The 17,139-nt window shown below is 34.8% G+C and carries 18 protein-coding genes; 2 read left to right on the top strand and 16 right to left on the bottom strand.

The window, feature by feature from the left end; all coding sequences use genetic code 11:
* Position 1: 1 nt before the first annotated feature.
* From PMI13_RS20785 to PMI13_RS19800, 16 genes are all read right to left on the bottom strand, one after another.
* Complete coding sequence (locus PMI13_RS20785) at positions 2–787, bottom strand: class I SAM-dependent methyltransferase (RefSeq protein ID WP_007847229.1); 786 nt, start codon at positions 785–787, stop codon at positions 2–4.
* A 22-nt stretch (positions 788–809) separates the two neighbouring features.
* Positions 810–1,733, bottom strand: a complete 924-nt coding sequence (locus tag PMI13_RS19870) for a glycosyltransferase family 2 protein (protein WP_007847225.1) — start codon at positions 1,731–1,733, stop codon at positions 810–812.
* Positions 1,734–2,026: 293 nt separating this feature from the next.
* Positions 2,027–2,947: a glycosyltransferase family 2 protein gene (locus PMI13_RS19865; RefSeq protein WP_007847219.1), complete on the bottom strand. Its 921-nt coding sequence runs from the start codon at positions 2,945–2,947 to the stop codon at positions 2,027–2,029.
* A gap of 4 nt (positions 2,948–2,951) precedes the next feature.
* Positions 2,952–3,620, bottom strand: coding sequence for an NAD-dependent epimerase/dehydratase family protein (locus PMI13_RS19860; RefSeq protein WP_007847216.1), 669 nt, complete (start codon positions 3,618–3,620; stop codon positions 2,952–2,954).
* 54 nt (positions 3,621–3,674) lie between these two features.
* Positions 3,675–4,547 carry a glycosyltransferase gene (locus PMI13_RS19855; RefSeq protein ID WP_007847214.1) on the bottom strand — a complete coding sequence of 291 codons (873 nt, stop codon included), beginning with the start codon at positions 4,545–4,547 and terminating at the stop codon, positions 3,675–3,677.
* Entirely contained in the window at positions 4,544–5,728 is a 1,185-nt protein-coding gene (locus PMI13_RS19850; RefSeq protein WP_007847212.1) for a glycosyltransferase family 4 protein, read from the bottom strand. Before PMI13_RS19850 ends, PMI13_RS19855 begins: the two co-directional genes overlap by 4 nt.
* 1 nt (position 5,729) lies before the next feature.
* Positions 5,730–6,320, bottom strand: coding sequence for an acyltransferase (locus PMI13_RS19845; RefSeq protein ID WP_007847210.1), 591 nt, complete (start codon positions 6,318–6,320; stop codon positions 5,730–5,732).
* 19 nt (positions 6,321–6,339) lie between these two features.
* A complete protein-coding gene (locus PMI13_RS19840) occupies positions 6,340–7,245 on the bottom strand; it encodes a glycosyltransferase family 2 protein (protein ID WP_007847208.1) in 906 nt (301 codons plus the stop codon).
* The gene (locus PMI13_RS19835) at positions 7,242–7,877 is read right to left on the bottom strand and encodes an acetyltransferase (RefSeq protein WP_007847205.1); all 636 of its coding nucleotides are present in this window, start codon (positions 7,875–7,877) and stop codon (positions 7,242–7,244) included. Before PMI13_RS19835 ends, PMI13_RS19840 begins: the two co-directional genes overlap by 4 nt.
* Positions 7,878–7,879: 2 nt before the next feature.
* Complete coding sequence (locus PMI13_RS19830) at positions 7,880–8,962, bottom strand: DegT/DnrJ/EryC1/StrS family aminotransferase (protein WP_007847202.1); 1,083 nt, start codon at positions 8,960–8,962, stop codon at positions 7,880–7,882.
* Positions 8,963–8,964: 2 nt separating this feature from the next.
* On the bottom strand, positions 8,965–10,224 hold the full coding sequence (locus tag PMI13_RS19825) for an ABC transporter ATP-binding protein (protein ID WP_007847191.1): 1,260 nt from the start codon (positions 10,222–10,224) through the stop codon (positions 8,965–8,967).
* Between the two features lie 63 nt (positions 10,225–10,287).
* Positions 10,288–11,136: an ABC transporter permease gene (locus PMI13_RS19820; RefSeq protein WP_007847188.1), complete on the bottom strand. Its 849-nt coding sequence runs from the start codon at positions 11,134–11,136 to the stop codon at positions 10,288–10,290.
* Positions 11,137–11,299: 163 nt separating this feature from the next.
* Positions 11,300–12,163, bottom strand: a complete 864-nt coding sequence (rfbA, locus tag PMI13_RS19815; RefSeq protein WP_007847186.1) for a glucose-1-phosphate thymidylyltransferase RfbA — start codon at positions 12,161–12,163, stop codon at positions 11,300–11,302.
* A gap of 3 nt (positions 12,164–12,166) precedes the next feature.
* The gene (locus PMI13_RS19810) at positions 12,167–12,619 is read right to left on the bottom strand and encodes a hypothetical protein (protein WP_007847184.1); all 453 of its coding nucleotides are present in this window, start codon (positions 12,617–12,619) and stop codon (positions 12,167–12,169) included.
* Positions 12,620–12,623: 4 nt separating this feature from the next.
* Positions 12,624–13,703, bottom strand: coding sequence for a dTDP-glucose 4,6-dehydratase (gene rfbB / locus PMI13_RS19805; RefSeq protein WP_007847181.1), 1,080 nt, complete (start codon positions 13,701–13,703; stop codon positions 12,624–12,626).
* A 174-nt stretch (positions 13,704–13,877) separates the two neighbouring features.
* Positions 13,878–15,191, bottom strand: coding sequence for a UDP-glucose dehydrogenase family protein (locus PMI13_RS19800; protein ID WP_007847179.1), 1,314 nt, complete (start codon positions 15,189–15,191; stop codon positions 13,878–13,880).
* Positions 15,192–15,406: 215 nt separating this feature from the next.
* On the opposite strand from PMI13_RS19800, the gene rimP reads away from it, so the two are divergent.
* Positions 15,407–15,874: a ribosome assembly cofactor RimP gene (rimP, locus tag PMI13_RS19795; protein WP_007847177.1), complete on the top strand. Its 468-nt coding sequence runs from the start codon at positions 15,407–15,409 to the stop codon at positions 15,872–15,874.
* Positions 15,875–15,891: 17 nt separating this feature from the next.
* Positions 15,892–17,127, top strand: a complete 1,236-nt coding sequence (nusA, locus tag PMI13_RS19790; protein ID WP_007847175.1) for a transcription termination factor NusA — start codon at positions 15,892–15,894, stop codon at positions 17,125–17,127.
* Positions 17,128–17,139 lie beyond the last annotated feature (12 nt).

Raw genomic sequence — 17,139 nt, 5'->3', positions numbered from 1 at the left:
ATTATTTTTCACATTCAAATATAAATGCGGATGCAATATTTTTACTTAAAGGATGATATTGCAGAATAACATCTAAAAATTTAATAGGAAATGTAAGGCACATTACGATGATTAATAAGATATTATGTAATGGTTTGATTCCGAAAGAAAACAACATTACAAACCACTCCTGCAACGGCCAAAGCATCCCTCCCGTAGGGCTTATTGAGTGGATTTTTAAGTTGTTGAATTCTTTGAATTGTATTTTGATTCCTTCGTATGTATATCTCTGAAAATCATAAGGGGAAGCATGGAAAGCCTGCATAAAAGGTATTTCACATAATAACCTTCCTCCCGGCTTTAAAACCCGCTGGATCTCTGCGATTACGGCCTGTGGATCCGGAACGTGTTCTAAAACGGCAATATTAATAATCTGATCAACAGAATTATCCTTAAAAGGTAATTTTGTGATATCACAGACAACATTCACAGGGTTGTACGGGATAAGGTCCACATTAATGATATCACCTCTGAGATCTGTGTAGCCGCTGCCAAGATTTACGACTATTTTACCGGAATCTTTGGTTTGTTTCAAAACCCTTTTTAAAAAGAAATATCTGGAAGGGTATAGTGGCGCAATAATGTAGATCAGGAGCTCATATAGCCATACATACTTCTTGAAAAAAGTTTTTATCTTATCAAGAGAATCTGATACGATGTCTTCATCAAATTCCAGGAAAACAAATTTTCCGTCCTTATATTCATATTTAAAGCTGGAGTCAATAATTGACTGTATTTTTTCTTTCATTTATGGGAATAAATTTGTGTTTTTAGTTAATTGTTTTTTCAATTATGGTGTGGGGTCTGTTCCTTACCTCATTGTAGATTCTGTAAATATATTCTCCGATAATTCCGAGGCTGATAAGCAGAATGGAGCTGAAAAACATGATCATGATGATAATGGTGGTATAGCCTGCCACTTCAATTTCATTATTAAAATATCTGAAAATGGTAAATAATGTAAATACAATTGAAATCAGAAGTCCCAGATTTCCAAGGATGCTGATGATCTGCAGGGGTATGGAAGAAAATGAAAAGATGCCATCTTTTGCAATTTTAACGAGTTTTTTCAGGGAATATCCGGATTCTCCTTCTATTCTCCCACTTCGTTCATATTCCAGGCCTATCTGTTTAAAGCCCACCCATGCTCTTATCCCTCTCAGATAAGGGTTTTGCTCATTGAGGGTAAGCATTTTATCTTTAACATTTTTGGTCATTACACAAAAATCCCCGGAATCCAAAGGTATTTTGGTATCACTTATAGAGCTGAGAATTCGGTAAAAGCTGGTATAAGCCATTTTTTTCAGCCTGTCTTCTTTTCTTTTTTTCCGGATGCCATACACTACTTCATAGCCTTGTTCAAGCTGATCAAAAAATCTTGGAAGAAGTGAAGGCGGGTCCTGCAGGTCATCGTCAATAATGGCGATATAATCTCCTGTTGCATAGCTTAAGCCCGTTCTTACGGCAATCTGATGGCCAAAGTTCCTTGAAAGCTTAACGCCTTTGATGTAATTATATTCCCGGGCAAGTTTTTCTACTACCTCAAAACTGATATCAGGGCTGCCATCTTCTACTAAGACCAGTTCCAGATCCCATTGAGATTCTTTTCTTTGCTCATCTACAGCTTTAAGGGTTTTATGCAGAAATTTTGCAGAATTGTAAACAGGAATAATAATCGTGATTTTCCGATTCATTATGTGTTTTTTTTGAACACTAAAATTAACACAAAAAATATTGATTATTTAAAAATAGTTTGCTTTTTGTAATTATATTCTATTTAATCTGTATTATTTTCTTTTTTGTTTGTTATTTTTGACGTATTTGTTTGAAAATAATTTAAATATATGTGTTTTTTGTTGAAATTTTTCATGTCTCGGAAAATAGTAGCTCAGGAAAGATCTGAGGACGGCAAAATCCAAACATGAATTTATCAGATTAAATCTGATAATAAGATGATATTATAAAAATATTATTTACAGAAAATCTTTTACAGATCAAGGAAAGTAGGGCCGGGTTGAGTGATTTTCCTTCGGATATTTGCTAATTCTTTTTCTTCGCCGGTAATCTTTTTATATTTCTGAAAAAGTTTTTTATAATGATCAAGTTTACCTGTGATGAGGCTTTTCAAAATACCTTGTTTCAGAGATTTTTTTTCCAAATGTATTGCATTGGGCAGATTAGGATTAATCATTTTGGTTTCAATGCTCAAATTCGGATATTTATTATAATCAACTTTAGTCAAGAATTGTTTTCCGTCATGTACCACTCTGCTGCCGGGGACAAGCAATGTTTTTTTCTTATGGAACAGGACGCGGTTGGTATATTCATCATCTTCCCCATAATGGAAAAAATAAGGATTAAAACCGCCAACAGTTTCTATGGTTCGTTTTGGAAGAAGCCAATGGGCCGCATTGATGAACCTTACTTCATAAAAAGGCTTTAAAGTCTGAAAATAAAGATCAGAAATCAGCCTTGTTTTTTCAAAATTAAGAGCAATATATTTATCTAAAAAGATATCAAGGTATTTTTCAGTTCCGTCAATATGCACTGGGCTTATAATCCCGATTTCCTCCTTATCCTGGTAATTGTGATAAACATCGAGTAGCTTTTGAATACTGTCCTGATAAAGCCATGCATCCTGATTCATTAAATAGAAAAAATCAGCACCTTCTTTATAGGCTTTTTCTATCCCGATATTGTTAGCTTTCCCAAATCCTAAGTTTTTTTCAGATTGAATAAGATCTATCTCCGGAAAATTATTTTTGATATAATTTTGAGAGCCATCCGCTGAGCCATTATCAATTACGATACATTTCACAGGAACGGAAGATTGCCTTAAACTTGTAAAACATTTTTCCGCCCATTTCATGGCATTATAAGTAACAATAATTATGTAAACTACAGGCATTTTTTTAAATATATTTATCAGCTAAAATTTCCAGATATCTCTCAGCACTGGTTTCTGCGAAAAAGGTATTAATGTTCTCATTAAATTCTACCTGGTAAAAATCACCCTGCTGTACTTCCTCAAAATATGCTTTCTTAGCTAAGCTTTTTTCAATGACAGCAATGATTTCTTTTAAATTGTAATAATAAGGATAAGCAAAATTGAGTGTTCTGTTTTTCATCTTACTGCAGTTTAATTCTAAAAATTTTGAGATGTCATCAATATCCACCAACAACCTTTTGGCATTTAAATGTAAAACAAACTGATGATTATTGGAGATTTGCGTTTTGAGAAAGTTAAAAAGAGTATTGGGATTTCCCCCATTTCCCACAATATTTCCTATCCTAAGAATGAGATAATTTTCGGAATTATTTTTTATATAATTTTCAATATCCTTTTTATGCAGAACATAATGACTGTCCTGTTTAGATTGGTCATGAATGCTCAACGTGGAAAAATAAACTATTTTTTTTTCTTTAGCATTTTCAAGAGCGTTTTTTAAAAGATTAAATTCTCTTTCAAATTCCGAACGTCTGGTTTCAAGGGAATTGGATACTCCGGACGCAAAAAAAAGCATATCATCTGAGTCAATATTTTTTAATGAACTTGCAATAAGCCCGTTTCCTATAATCATATTGTGTTTAATATTTTGGGTAATTAATTATTGTTAAAAATAATAAAAAGAATTTTAAGCATTAGTATTTAGCTTTTTATTGATGTCAGGTGCATATTTCATATAGTTATAATATTTTTTTGCAATACCTAAATGCTGAGCGAAACTGAGATATTTATAGGGGTAAAACTTTAAAGTGAAAAGAATGTTTTTTTTATCAACAGGATAGTATTCAAAATATTTATATAAAAAGCTTAAAAAAACTTTTTCTTCTGTTTTGCGATCAATTTTTCTTTGAAAACGGGATCCAGTTTTCTGCTTGACCGTGATATTGGCATCTAACCATTTTTTATCCAGATTTCCGCTGGAAAAGTGCTGGATCAGGATATCATCAATGACGTAGTTCTGTAAATGTTTTGATACTCTTAAACTTAAATCAAGATCATAGCCATGAAAACCTTTCAGGGCATCATCAAATTTATACTGGTTGAAATTTTCTCTTTTTATGGCAAGGAAAACCCCATCGACGGCATAGACCGGATTTCTGTTTTCTTTTGTCGTTTTTATTAAATATGAATCTGTATTCTTTTTATTTCCCTGGAGAATATTCACGGAATTATATTTTTCTGAAACAGTCCAGCTGGAAGGTGCAACAGGAACATAAGATGAGCCAGCCAACCCAATGATTCCTGAATGAGGAACATCAAGATGTTTAATCAGTCTTTCTCCCCAGCTGCCGGTATTAAACAAAATATCTTCGTGAGTAAACAAAAGACAATCAAACCTTGCTTTTTCAGCACCTTTGTTATAAGCCTCACATATTCCCATCAACCCGGGGTTGTCAATCTTAATAATTTCATAAGGTATATTGCCAATGGTTTCTGCAATATTATTTTCTAAAGCAGAAAAATAGTGGGGAAGATAGGAGGATATTATTATGGAAATCATATTGATAATAAGTCATCGATAATGGTGAAAATTTTGCCTGCCAGCTTTTTATCTGAATAATCATTTTCGAGTCTTTTATAGATTTTTTCTCCATAAGTATCTCTCAGACGTGCGTCTTCCATCAGTTTAATAACTTCTGCAGCCATAATATCTAAATCTAGATAAGGAATAAGAACTCCATGGTCATTTTCTAAAAATTCTACAGCACCACCACTTTTTTCGAAAGCGACAATTGGTTTTTTGAGCTTTGCTGCAGTTAACATAACCAAAGGGAAAGGATCTTCCCTCGACATCAAAAGGAATATATCGAACAGATTAATATAATCATTAGGAAATTTATTATGATCTATAAAAAGTAATACATCATCTACATCTAGCTTTTCAGCGTCTATTTTGGCACATCTTACAGCGGGACTTTTTGATGTCCCTCCTAAATTGATAAATTTAAAGTTGATACCTGTTTTCTGTTTTATCTTTTGAACAAGTATGGGAATCATGTCTGTTCCTTTCCGTAATTCCTGCGAACTGGCAATTCCGATAATTAAATCATCGTTTTTGATCCCCAGTTCTTTTCTAAGATTTTCTTTGTCTTTTTGAACAGTAAGAACGGTATCAACGAAAGAATGGACAACATTTATTTTTTTAGGATCTGCCCCATATTTTGTGACAAGATTATCTCCTACGGCTTTTGAGCCTGCTATGATCTTCGTAATATTGGGGATATTTTCTAAAACGAAATCTTTAGGATATGTGCTTTCTATTCCAAAACTAAGCTCGTGGATTGCAACAATGGTAGGAATATTATTTTTATGGAAAGGTAATGTCCAGACCAAAGATTCCATAGTATTTCCGTAAACAAGGTCATATTTATTCTCCAGAAGAGCATCTGTAATTTTGTTTATTTTGTCCTGTTGAGTTTCTTTTTTTCTGAAAATAATAGATTGAACTCTTTTTATATTTCTCTTTAAAAAAGAAAATGATTGCAGATGGTAATGGGCAACAATGATATTATCTGAGAGTTTTGCGAAGTCTTCATATAATTCTCCTCCCCTGATTAATAAAACATCTATTGCATAATTTTCTTTTTCCTGTTTCAATCTTTTAATCAAATCTAAAACAAGAATGGGGGCCCCGGATAGAGAGGCTTCGTGGGAAATGAATAATATTTTTTTTGTACCCATTTTAGAGAGATTGAGAAATTAAATTTTGGTTGTTTTTCAAAATTGTGTTTGAGGGGACAGACTTATGAATAATACAGCCTGCACCAATGATGGAGTTATCACCGATCGTAACTCCTTTTAATATAACAGCATTACTTCCTATCCAGCAATTCTTGCCTATTATAATAGGATTTTTTGTGTATTTTTCTTTTTCAACAAATAATGTTTCTCCTTTTTCAATAAGATGATTGTGATCATATAATCTCACACCTTCACCAAAGATTGTGTCATCACCAATTTTTATTTTGTCAAGACAATTAATTGAGCAATAATTATTAAAAAAAACTCCCTTACCAATTGAAAGATCGGCATTTGGGAAGATCAGAATATTGCAATATTTCCGGAATAAAACATTTTCTCCAATAGAAACATTTCCAAACTCATTATTTTCACCTTTGAAAATATCCGCATCTTTTGGAAAGAAAGTAGGATGAATATCAATATGAGATTTTGATATGAAAACATTCCATTTTTCCTGCCTTTTTCTTTTTTCATTGTTCTCCATAAGAGCAATTACTTTTTGAGCAACATTATTTTTTAGTTTTGTAAGCATTTTTTAAAACAATTAATCTTTAAAATTTGATTTTTTTGCCGATTTTAATTTTTATGATTTTATAAATATTACTCAAGTCCGTAATTTTTTCAATATATCGGTAATCTTTTAGATTTGCGTCTTGCGTTTTTTTTGCTTCAATAGGTTTTATAAGCTCGGCTCTAAAATTATTGTACTGCTTCAAAAGGTTACTGTAAGCCTTTTCATTATTTTTAAAAGCTAGCAATAAAAATCTCAAACAGTACATCGTATTTACGATTTGATCTACTTTGTTTTGTGTACTCCACATACCGCTTCCCACTCTGTACACAGCCATTTCCTGAGGAAAATATTTTATCAGTCCATAGGATGCATTCAGCATGTGTAAAGGATAGTCGCCGATAGGAGAATATTTCAGCCAGTCGGGCAAAACTTCCATATTTTTTCTGAATACAACGGAAACGGTGATTATAAAATTTTCTTTTGAAAGGTCTTCTAGAGTATAAGTCTCTTCAGTATCAGGATTAGGATAGGTAAATTTCTCGTCTCTTGTCGTCAGCTCTTTTATTTTATGAAACGTAAGACTGTATTCAGGATTTTTTTCTAAAAAATCAACCTGTTTCTGAAGCTTCAAAGGGTCGGTCCAATAATCATCGCCCTCACAAATTGCGATATACTTGCCTTGGGTTTGGTGGATTGCCCAGACAAAATTTGGAATGGCTCCTTTATTTTCAGAGTGTTTTATATATTTTATCCAATGCCCGTTAGGGTGATTTTCCATGATTTTTTTTACTATGGATTCAGTATAATCTGGTGAGCAGTCGTCGGAAATTATCAATTCAATCTCTGATTCGAAAATTTGAGATAAAACACCATTAATACTCTCCTCAATATAGTCTTGGTGACCGTAGGTGATCATGACCACACTTACTAATGGATTTATCATTTGTTTTGTTTTATAATTTTTGAAGGTACTCCTACAGCCGTGCAGTTGTCGGGAATGTCTTTAGTTACTACGGTGCCCGCACCTATAATAACATGGTTTCCGATTTTAATGTCCGGAAGAATAATAGATCCGGATCCCAGCTGGCAAAAGCTTCCGATAACAGCCCTGCCCAATATTTTTACGTCTGGTGATATTTCTGTAAAGTCGCCAATTTTTACATCATGCGTAATGATTGAATTATAATAAACAATAACAGATTCTCCAATGATCACATCATTTGAAATTTTTGCACCATCCAGAATATTCGCACCATTGCCTATTTGTATTCCGTATGAACCGATGTCGGCTTTTGGGCTGATGGTAGAAGTCAGTATACCGCCAATGTCAGAAAATTTATGGGCTAATTTCTTTCGTAGGTCCGGATTTCCAATTCCAATGGTGAACTTCTCATCTACCGTTGCAAAATAATGCTGTGCCTCTTCAATAGTTTTCATAATCGGAAATGTATGATATAAAAAGCCTTTTATATCATCATTTATATCATCATAGAATGCAAGGTGAGTAAGGTCATTATTTTGATGACATATCTCTAATACTTCTTTTGCAAAGCCTTTTGCGCCTATGATCAGCATAATTAATTATTTTGAATTCTTAGCATAAGCCGGGAGATAAGCTCAACTTCTTCAAAAGTGAGGTCATAATAAAACGGAAGACATAAAGATCTTTTAGCAATATCTTCAGTAATGGGCAGTTCTAATTTTGGTAAATAGGGAAGGGCAGATGCCAGACTCGGGTAGAAATACCTTCGTGTAAAAATCTCCTGCTTATCCATTTCCTGTTTTAATTTTAACAGCAGCTCTTCGCTTTCTAACACAATAGGATAATAAGGGTAATTTTCAGTGGCATTGACATGCCAGAGAGGTTTTACCGCTTTTAAGTTTTTAAGCTTTTCATCATACAGAGCAGCAAGTGCTTTTCTTTTTTCGTGTATCTGCCCGATATATTTTAAATTGGCTAATCCCATGGCAGCATGAAATTCGGAGTTTTTGCCGTTAATTCCTAAATCGGAAAAAGAATCAAACCCGGAAATTCCGAAGTTTCTTATTGAGGCAAGCTTTTTTAAAAGGTCAGGATTTTTAGTGACCAATAAGCCTCCTTCAATTGTATGGTATAATTTGGTGGCATGCAGTGAGCATGTGGAAATATCTCCATATTCGAAAATAGATGTACCGTTTACTTCTACACCGAATGCATGGGCAGCATCATAAATTACTTTTAAATGGTGCTTCTTTGCAATGCGTTCTATCGCTTCTACATCACAAGGGTTTCCATATACATGAGTGGCAAGGATCGCTTGAGTGTTCTCTGTAATGGCTTCTTCTATTTTCTTGGGGTCGATGCATAAACTTCGGGAATCAATATCTACAAAAACAGGAGTACATCCTTCCCAGACAATAGTGCTGGTTGTGGCAATAAAAGAAAAAGGAGTCGTTATAATTTCTCCTGTAATTTCCAATGCTTTAATAGCCATTTGTAGGGCAACAGTGCCGTTAGTTACAAAAAGGAGGTGCTGTAGTTTAAGATAATCTTTAAGCTCCATTTCGAGCTGGCTGGCTAATGGCCCCATGTTGGTAAGCCAGTTTCTTTTCCAGATACCTTCCAAATATTTATCATAGTCTTCCTTTGGCGGAAGAAAGGGTTGTGTTACAGGAATCATAATTATTTTATTTGCCAGTTAAACTGAGGACGGATGAAGCCTGGTTCCCGTCCCATATACACTCCAATTTCCCTGTTTCCATCAACTACTGAAAATGAAGCAATATCTTTTTCTACTAATATTGCCTCTTTTTTGTCTTCAACAAGGAAAAAACAGAGATGATAATTACCAGATTGGAAAAAGTTCTTAGGAAAGATACACTTTAAAGAATTGAATCCTTTATTATATTTTATTTCCTGGGAGATACTGCTGAATGAAAATAAAGCTTCGCCATAATCATTCAGAAGATGATAGGTGATATGATAACGTTCCGGTTGACCGGTATCCAGAATAAAATTGGTGGTGAATTCTATTTCTTGGTTTTCATCCAAAGGCTCATTTATATCTTTATTGTCGTTTTTTAAAATTATTTCTTCTAGTTTGAAAAAATCTGTTTTAATATTTTCATAAATAAAATGATTGGTGATAGAAGTATTGTTACCTCCCAAATATCTTAATACGGTATCATCAATATTTCCTTGAAAAGCAACTTTACCGGTATTCAATAATATACCTTTTGTACAAAGGGTCTTTATAGCTGCCATATTGTGGCTTACAAACAGGATCGTTCGCCCTTCTCCTTTCGTAACATCACCCATTTTACCAAGACATTTTTTCTGGAAGTCAGCATCACCCACTGCTAAAACTTCATCTACAATCAGAATCTCAGATTCTAAATGGGCTGCCACTGCAAATGCCAAACGAACGTACATTCCTGATGAGTATCTTTTCACTGGAGTATCGATATACCTTTCAACACCGGAGAAATCTACAATTTCATCGAACTTTCTTGTAATTTCTTTTCTAGTCATTCCTAAAATGGCACCATTCAGGAAAACGTTTTCACGGCCTGTCATTTCAGGATGAAAGCCTGTTCCTACTTCCAGCAAAGATGCAATTCTTCCCTGCGTATATATTTTGCCTGTAGTGGGCTTGGTTACCTTACTTAATAATTTTAAAAGGGTAGATTTTCCGGCACCGTTTCTTCCGATAATTCCTACTGCATCTCCCTGTTCGATTTCAAAATCAATATCCCGAAGGGACCATACATATTCAGAATCCCCTTTTGTCGTTCTGTCATTGGTATCTCCAATTTTCAAATAAGGGTCTTCCTTACCTCTTACTCTGTGCCAGAATCTGTTGAGATCATGAGAAAGAGTTCCTGTGCCCACTTGTCCCAAGCGGTATTGTTTTGATATATTTTCAGCTTTTAAAGCCAGCATGTTTTTTTAATTTAAGAATTAGACTTCTGAGTATAAGTTCTAAACAGTTTTTACGATTTTTAATTATACCGTATCCATAAAAGTTTTTTCAACTTTGTTGAAAATAACGATTCCTACTGCTAAAATAATCAGAATAATAACAGTACTGATTCCCAGCATTAAAGGTGAGAAATCTCCAACCCCCAGCCAGGCATACTTGAAACATTCGAAAATACCGGTTAAAGGATTGTAATAAGCCAGTTTTTTAAAACCTGCAGGAAGTGAAGAGGTAGGATATATTACCGGAGTAGCATACATGTACAGACTGACTCCAAACCCAAGCAGCATATTTAAATCTTTGTATTTTGTAGTAAGAGAGGAAAAGATCATTCCTGTACCCAACGCAAAAAGGGCCATAAGAATAATGAGAAATGGAGTTATCAAAATCCAGATATTAGGATGAGCTTCACCTATGGCAAAATAATAGGCCCATGCCAGAAGAAATAATAAAAACTGTACTCCGAAACGCATCAGGTTGGAAATAACGATGGAAAGGGGAGTTACCAGTCTTGGGAAGTATACTTTTCCAAATATTCCGGCATTCCCGGTAAAGGTATATGATGTTCCGGTTAATGAAGATGCAAAATAGTTCCAGAGTGTAATCCCTGCAAGGTAAAACAGTAAAGGAGGAGCTCCGTCTGTAGGTAATTTGGCAATTCTTCCGAAAACAATCAGATAGGTGATTGTAGTAAAGATGGGATTAATAAAAAACCATACCGGGCCTAAAATTGTCTGTTTAAAGCTCGATACAAAATCTCTCTTTACAAACATATAAACAAGATCTTTGTATCTCCAGACTTCTTTAAGTTTTAAATCAAATAAAGAATGACTGGCCTCTATCGTTTCTGTCCACTTTTGTTGTGGTTCATTCATTTGTGTAATAGTTTATACAAATTTATAATAATTAATTTAACCGATATTTCCCGGATTATGAATAATTATTCATATAAAATCGGAAAAGAAGAACTAATATATTAATATTTGTTATTATGAGCAAACTATTGACTATAACGCCAATAGTCGAGGGAATTGTTTATTATTTCTTGACAAGTTGTTTCAGATATTCACCATATCCGCTTTTACCGTATTTTAATGCTGTTTCGAGTAGCTTTTCTTCATCAATGAATTTATTTCTGAAAGCAATTTCCTCAATACAGCCGATTTTGAAGCCTTGTCTTTTTTCGATGACACTTACAAACTCTGAGGCGTCATGAAGGGAATCAAATGTTCCGGTGTCAAGCCAGGCAGTTCCTCTGTCCAGAACACCTACTTCAAGTTTGCCTTTTTTAAGATAAACATTATTTATATCCGTTATTTCAAGTTCACCACGAGCAGAAGGCTGTATATTCTTAGCGATTTCCACTACTTCGTTATCGTAAAAATACAGTCCGGGAACGGCGTAATTTGATTTAGGCTGAATGGGCTTTTCTTCAATAGAGACTGCTTTGAAATCATCATCAAATTCTACCACACCATATCTCTCGGGATCAGAGACATGGTAGGCGAAAACAACGCCTCCATCCGGTTGGGTTTTGTTTTTCAACAGGGTTCCCATTTCGGAGCCATAGAAGATATTGTCACCTAAAACCAATGCAGCTGAATCATTTCCGATAAATTGATCTCCCAGAATAAATGCCTGTGCCAGTCCATCCGGGCTGGGTTGTACAACGTATTCTATATTACATCCGATCTGGGAGCCGTCACCTAAAAGTTTCATAAAACCTGCCTGGTCATGCGGTGTTGTAATGATTAAAATATCTTTTATCCCTGCCAGCAATAGTGTGGAAAGAGGATAGTAAATCATGGGCTTGTCATACACTGGCATGAGCTGCTTACTTACGGCAATGGTAAGAGGGTAAAGTCTGGTGCCGGAACCTCCGGCTAATATTATTCCTTTCATCTTTTATTTTTTTATGTTTTCTATAGCATAATCCAGCTGATTCTTAATGTTTAAATCAAGAGTTGGTGTTATTAAAAATGCTGAATCATCTTTTGATAACTGACCTCCGATAGCTCTGTGGAACTTAACTAATTCTTTTAGTTTATCTTCAGGAATAAAAGAAAAAGAGCTGTATAATGAGGATTTTACGTGATCAAAATTAAAATTATTAATAATAGAGCGGGCCTGTTCTTTGGAGAGAAGCTCTTTGGGAGGATCTACACTGTAATCAAACATTTTAAGCTCAAGGTAATTTTTTGCGTAATTAATGATAGACTTTTTATAATGGGAAACTTCTATAAATTCATCAATCAATTGTTTTTGCAAAAGATTAGGTGCAGCAGGAGGTGGAGGCAATTGCTGGGCACTTCCCCAAATAGAAAATAATACAAAAAGAAATAATGCAATACGCTTCATCCGGCTAGTTATATTGTTTATCGTAATATTTCTGATAATCTCCGCTTGTTACATTTTCCAGCCATTCCTTATTTTCAAGATACCAGTCGATGGTTTTTCCCAATCCCTGTTCAAAAGTGACAGATGGCTTCCAACCCAGTTCTTTATTAAGTTTTGTAGCATCAATAGCATAACGTTTATCGTGTCCGGGTCTGTCTTTCACAAATGTAATCAGCTTTTCGGAGTAGCCTTCTGGTTTTCCTAATTTAGAATCCATTTGTTTGATCAGCTCTTTCACCAAATCAATATTCTGCCATTCATTGAAACCTCCGATATTATAAGTCTCACCTGTTTTGGCATCATTGAAAATCTGGTGGATTGCTCTGGCGTGGTCAATAACGTATAACCAGTCTCTTGTATATTTTCCGTCACCATAGATAGGCAATGGCCTTTCATTGATAATGTTGGAAATACAAAGCGGAATCAATTTCTCAGGGAAATGATTCGGACCGTAATTATTGGAACAGTTGGAAACGATAAACGGCATTCCATAGGTATTCCCGTAAGCCCTTACCAGATGATCTGAAGCTGCTTTCGATGCAGAATAGGGTGATTGGGGATCATAAGATGTTGTCTCAAGGAAAAAACCTGTTTCACCTAAACTGCCATACACTTCATCCGTAGAAACATGGTAGAATAAATTTTGTCTTTTCTCATCAGGAAATCTCCCATGGGTATGATCAGGGTTTAACGTCCAGAATTCCTTACACAGATTAAGGAGGTTGGCTGTACCATTCACATTGGTATTGATGAATGCCATCGGATCAGTAATGCTTCTGTCAACGTGGCTTTCTGCAGCCAGATGCACAATAGCGTCCGGATTATATTTTTCAAAAACCTTTCTTAATTCTTCAGGTTTTGTTATATCTGCTTTTTCGAAAACGTAATTAGGCTCATTTTCGATGTCTTTTAAATTTTCCAGGTTTCCGGCATAGGTAAGAGCATCAAGATTGATAATAGTAGTGCCGGGATTGTTTTTTACAAATTCTCTTACAACATGGGAGCCTATAAAACCGGCTCCTCCGGTAATAATTATATTTTTCATTTTAATGTTTTGAAAAAATTTTAGCGTTAAAAATATTAAAAGTACTCATTATAAAGGAAAACACAATGCCCGATTGAAAAAAACAATAGGGACACACATGTATCTTTAATTATTAGAATAAATCAGTAATGGTACCTGATATCCCCTATGGAACAGGCTCCTTTTATGATATTCTTAATTTAAGATGGTTTTTCTTCCGATACTTTTATAATAGAATCCGTTTTGTTCAGGGATTTCCAGAGGATACATATTTCTTCCGTCAAAAATAGCCTTATTGTTCATTTTTTCAGCCATAAGTCTGAAATTAGGGTTTTTGAACTCCGGCCATTCTGTAGCAATAAATAAGGCGTCAGCCTTTTCCAAAGCTTCATACATTCCTTTAGCATACTGGATTTTATCTCCAAGGATTTTCTGAACATTATTTTCCGCCACCAAATCGTAAGCAACAATTTTTGCACCTTTTTTCAATAAAAGTTCAATATTGTCAAGAGATGAGGCCTCACGGATATCGTCGGTGTTGGCTTTAAATGCCAAGCCCCACATGGCAATCGTTTTACCTTCAATACTTCCGCCGAAATACTTTTCAATTTCAGAAACCAGAATTACTTTTTGGGCAACATTCACGTTCTCTGTAGCCTCTAAAATCTGGAAATTGAAATCTTCCTGTTTTCCTGATTTAATCAGTGCTTTTACATCCTTAGGAAAACAGCTTCCTCCGTATCCGATGCCGGGAAATAAAAATCGGTTTCCAATCCTGTCATCACTTCCCATTCCTAATCTTACCTTATCCACATCAGCACCTACTTTTTCACAGTAGTTTGCAATCTCATTCATAAACGTAATCTTTACAGCTAAAAATGAGTTGGAGGCATATTTGGTGAGCTCGGATGACTTTTCATCCATGAAAATAATAGGGATTCCGGTATTCGTGAAGGGCTGATAAATTGTAGACATAATATTTTTTGCCTTTTCTGAGCTTGATCCTACCACCACTCTTGCAGGGTTCATAGAATCTTCAACGGCAAAACCTTCTCTGAGAAATTCAGGGTTTGAAACCACATCAAAAGGGATGTCTGTTTTTGAAGCAATTACTTTATGTACTCTGTCAGCTGTACCTACCGGAACCGTACTTTTATTAACAATGACTTTATATTCTGTCATCATCTCACCGATGTCATTGGCAACCTTCAGCACATAGGAAAGATCTGCAGAGCCGTCTTCTCCCGGGGGAGTAGGCAAAGCCAGGTAAATTACTTCGCTTTTATCTAAAGCTTCTTTTAAATCTGTAGTGAAAAATAGTCTTTGAGACTGAATGTTTCTTAAGAACATTTCTTCGAGGTTCGGCTCATAGATGGGAACAATGCCGTTTTTCATATCCTCTACTTTCTTTTCATCAATATCAACACAGTATACTGAATTGCCAAGTTCTGCAAGGGTAGTTCCTGTAACTAATCCTACATAACCTGTTCCTACAATCGTTATATTCAAAATGTATGTTTTTAAAGTTTGTGACAAAAATAATAAAAATACTTTCAAAACATCTTTAAATTTAATGTTAATAGATTATAACTTATAAGTCTGATAATTAAGATGATTTTGCTTTTTCAGAAAAAAAAGTGTATATTTGCAATGGATTTACGGAAAAATAATGGAAAGGCTTCGCAAGAAAGCCTTTTTTCGTACAGGTAAACCAAGTTAAATTTATGGAGTTTAGAAAAAAAATTGAAGAATTATTAAATGACTTCCTTGGAACCAGAACTGATTTATTTCTTGTTGATTTAAAGATTTCTGCAGGGGATGACATTACAGTGATTTTAGATGGGGACAATGGAGTTACTTTGCAGGACTGTCTTGATGCGAGCCGTGCAATAGAGTTTAACATGGATCGTGAAGAACATGATTTCAGTCTGCAGGTAATGTCTGCCGGGCTGAGTGAGCCTTTGTCTGCTCCAAGACAGTTTAGAAAGAATCTGGGAAGGGAGATTGAAGTGATGCTTGAAGATTCTTCCAAAATTGAAGGAGAGTTATCTAAAGTGGATGAAGAGAAAATCACATTGATCTTACGTTACCGAAAACCAAAAGATATTGGAAAAGGTAAAGTAGATGTGGAGGAGGAAAAAGAAATTCCTTACTCAGAGATAAAAAAAGCACTAGTAGTAATTAAATTTTAAAAAAGAAAAAAGAATAAATGGATAATATAGCGTTGATTGAATCCTTCGGTGATTTTAAAGACGAGAAAGGGATCAGTAAAATTGATCTTATGGCGATTATTGAAGATTCTCTGAAAACTCTTTTAAGAAAAAGATTTGATTCAGATGATCATTTTGATGTGATTGTGAATCCTGATAAAGGAGATTTTCAGATATTTTTAAATAAAACGATTGTAGAAGATGAAATGTCGGAAGATGATGATCTGGAAATCGAAATTTCTGAAGCAAAGAAGATAGATCCTACTTTTGAAGTGGGAGAAGATTTTACAATGGAAATTCCGGTAGCTCAATTGGGAAGAAGAAACATTCTTACTTTGAAGCAGATTCTGGCTACAAAATTACAGGAGCACAACAATGCTATGCTGTATGAGCAGTTCAGAGACAGAATCGGGGAAATTGTTGTAGGAGAAATTCACCATATTCGTCACAAACATGTAATTTTGCTGGATGATGAAGGGAATGAATTTATTTTGCCGAAAGAAAACCAGATTCAATCCGATTTCTTTAAAAAAGGTGAAAACATCAGAGCTATTGTAGAAACCGTAGATTTTAAAGGATCTAAGCCACAGATTATTATTTCCAGAACTGCACCTAAATTTTTGGAGAAATTATTAGAGCTGGAAATTCCTGAGATCCAGGATGGAACTATTATGCTGAAAAAAGTTGTAAGAATTCCTGGGGAGAAAGCGAAAATTGCAGTAGATGCTTATGATGACAGAATAGATCCTGTAGGAGCTTGTGTGGGAGTGAAAGGATCCAGAATTCACGGCGTTGTAAGAGAGTTGAGAAATGAAAACATCGATGTTATTCAGTGGTCTAAAAACCCTGAGATTTTGGTGAAGAGAGCTTTAGGAAACGTTACCATCAATAAAATTGATATCAATGAGGATAGCAACTATGCATTGGTTTATACCCCTGTTGAAGAGATTTCTAAAGTAATCGGAAAACAAGGTCAAAACATAAGACTGGCTTCTTGGTTGACAGGATATGAAATTGATGTATACAGAGAATCCAGTGAGGATGATGATGTTGAATTAAGAGAATTTAATGACGATATCGAACAGTGGATTTTGGATGAGTTTAAGAAAGTAGGTCTTACTACGGCAAAATCGGTGTTGGATAAAGATACTGAGAGTCTTTTAAATATGGTTGATCTTGAAGAGGAAACGATTGAAGATGTAAAACGTATTCTAAGAGAAGAATTTGAAGATTAAGATTTTAAATAA

This window comes from Chryseobacterium populi (genome assembly GCF_000282115.1).
Classification (GTDB): Bacteria; Bacteroidota; Bacteroidia; order Flavobacteriales; family Weeksellaceae; genus Chryseobacterium; species Chryseobacterium populi.
Note: the sequence above shows the minus strand (reverse complement) of the source record. Positions and strands in the feature narration are given on the sequence as shown.

Excerpts from the sequence above, each read along its gene's own strand:
- PMI13_RS20785 (WP_007847229.1), bottom strand. The coding sequence starts at position 787 with ATGAAAGAAAAAATACAGTCAATTATTGACTCCAGCTTTAAATATGAA.
- PMI13_RS19870 (WP_007847225.1), bottom strand. The coding sequence starts at position 1,733 with ATGAATCGGAAAATCACGATTATTATTCCTGTTTACAATTCTGCAAAA.
- PMI13_RS19865 (WP_007847219.1), bottom strand. The coding sequence starts at position 2,947 with ATGCCTGTAGTTTACATAATTATTGTTACTTATAATGCCATGAAATGG.
- PMI13_RS19860 (WP_007847216.1), bottom strand. The coding sequence starts at position 3,620 with ATGATTATAGGAAACGGGCTTATTGCAAGTTCATTAAAAAATATTGAC.
- PMI13_RS19855 (WP_007847214.1), bottom strand. The coding sequence starts at position 4,547 with ATGATTTCCATAATAATATCCTCCTATCTTCCCCACTATTTTTCTGCT.
- PMI13_RS19850 (WP_007847212.1), bottom strand. The coding sequence starts at position 5,728 with ATGGGTACAAAAAAAATATTATTCATTTCCCACGAAGCCTCTCTATCC.
- PMI13_RS19845 (WP_007847210.1), bottom strand. The coding sequence starts at position 6,320 with ATGCTTACAAAACTAAAAAATAATGTTGCTCAAAAAGTAATTGCTCTT.
- PMI13_RS19840 (WP_007847208.1), bottom strand. The coding sequence starts at position 7,245 with ATGATAAATCCATTAGTAAGTGTGGTCATGATCACCTACGGTCACCAA.
- PMI13_RS19835 (WP_007847205.1), bottom strand. The coding sequence starts at position 7,877 with ATGCTGATCATAGGCGCAAAAGGCTTTGCAAAAGAAGTATTAGAGATA.
- PMI13_RS19830 (WP_007847202.1), bottom strand. The coding sequence starts at position 8,962 with ATGATTCCTGTAACACAACCCTTTCTTCCGCCAAAGGAAGACTATGAT.
- PMI13_RS19825 (WP_007847191.1), bottom strand. The coding sequence starts at position 10,224 with ATGCTGGCTTTAAAAGCTGAAAATATATCAAAACAATACCGCTTGGGA.
- PMI13_RS19820 (WP_007847188.1), bottom strand. The coding sequence starts at position 11,136 with ATGAATGAACCACAACAAAAGTGGACAGAAACGATAGAGGCCAGTCAT.
- rfbA (WP_007847186.1), bottom strand. The coding sequence starts at position 12,163 with ATGAAAGGAATAATATTAGCCGGAGGTTCCGGCACCAGACTTTACCCT.
- PMI13_RS19810 (WP_007847184.1), bottom strand. The coding sequence starts at position 12,619 with ATGAAGCGTATTGCATTATTTCTTTTTGTATTATTTTCTATTTGGGGA.
- rfbB (WP_007847181.1), bottom strand. The coding sequence starts at position 13,703 with ATGAAAAATATAATTATTACCGGAGGAGCCGGTTTTATAGGCTCCCAT.
- rimP (WP_007847177.1), top strand. The coding sequence starts at position 15,407 with ATGGAGTTTAGAAAAAAAATTGAAGAATTATTAAATGACTTCCTTGGA.
- nusA (WP_007847175.1), top strand. The coding sequence starts at position 15,892 with ATGGATAATATAGCGTTGATTGAATCCTTCGGTGATTTTAAAGACGAG.